The following is a 1213-nucleotide window of genomic DNA, read 5'->3' as shown; positions in this document are numbered from 1 at the left end:
CTGTAAAGATTGCGCGGCGGCGACCTACTCTCCCACACCCCTTCGAGTGCAGTACCATCGGCGCAGAGAAGCTTAACTTCCGGGTTCGGAATGTAACCGGGTGTTTCCTTCCCGCCATAACCGCCGCAACCCTGAGAGACCGTTTGCTGTCTCAGAATTGCGTAGTGGACGCGAGCAAAAGCTTTGAGGTCAAGTCCTCGGCCTATTAGTACCGGTCAGCTCCACACGTTACCGCGCTTCCACCTCCGGCCTATCAACCCCATCGTCTATAGGGAGCCTTACCCACTCTCGTGGTGGGAGACCTCATCTCAAGGCGAGCTTCCCGCTTAGATGCTTTCAGCGGTTATCCCTTCCGAACGTAGCCAACCAGCCGTGCACCTGGCGGTACAACTGGCACACCAGAGGTTCGTCCGTCCCGGTCCTCTCGTACTAGGGACAGCCCCTTTCAAGTCTCCTGCGCGCGCAGCGGATAGGGACCGAACTGTCTCGCGACGTTCTAAACCCAGCTCGCGTACCGCTTTAATGGGCGAACAGCCCAACCCTTGGGACCTACTCCAGCCCCAGGATGCGACGAGCCGACATCGAGGTGCCAAACCATCCCGTCGATATGGACTCTTGGGGAAGATCAGCCTGTTATCCCCGGGGTACCTTTTAGCCGTTGAGCGACGGCGCTTCCACATGCCACCGCCGGATCACTAGTCCCAGCTTTCGCTCCTGCTCGACCCGTCAGTCTCACAGTCAAGCTCCCTTGTGCACTTACACTCGACACCTGATTGCCAACCAGGCTGAGGGAACCTTTGGGCGCCTCCGTTACCCTTTAGGAGGCAACCGCCCCAGTTAAACTACCCACCAGACACTGTCCCCGATCCGGATCACGGACCAGAGTTAGACGTTCAAAACGACCAGAGTGGTATTTCACCAATGACTCCACCCGAACTAGCGTCCGAGCTTCCCAGTCTCCCACCTATCCTACACAAGACGCTCCAAACGCCAATGTCAAGCTGTAGTGAAGGTCCCGGGGTCTTTCCGTCCTGCTGCGCGTAACGAGCATCTTTACTCGTAGTGCAATTTCGCCGGGTCTGCGGTTGAGACAGCGGGGAAGTCGTTACGCCATTCGTGCAGGTCGGAACTTACCCGACAAGGAATTTCGCTACCTTAGGATGGTTATAGTTACCACCGCCGTTTACCGGCGCTTAAGTTCTCACCTTCGCAG

2 rRNA genes (1 of these 2 only partly in view) are annotated in these 1213 nt (G+C 57.3%); both read right to left on the bottom strand.

From position 1 onward, the window contains the following. Positions 1 to 11: 11 nt before the first annotated feature. Positions 12 to 128: ribosomal RNA gene (gene rrf, locus ACWENQ_RS46010) — 5S ribosomal RNA — on the bottom strand. 57 nt (positions 129 to 185) lie between these two features. After that, a 23S ribosomal RNA gene (locus ACWENQ_RS46005) occupies positions 186 to 1213 on the bottom strand; its annotated part runs 1561 nt beyond the window's last position; the annotation flags it as partial.

The organism is Nonomuraea sp. NPDC004354, from assembly GCF_053602555.1.
This window is presented reverse-complemented; position numbering and strand designations above follow the sequence as displayed.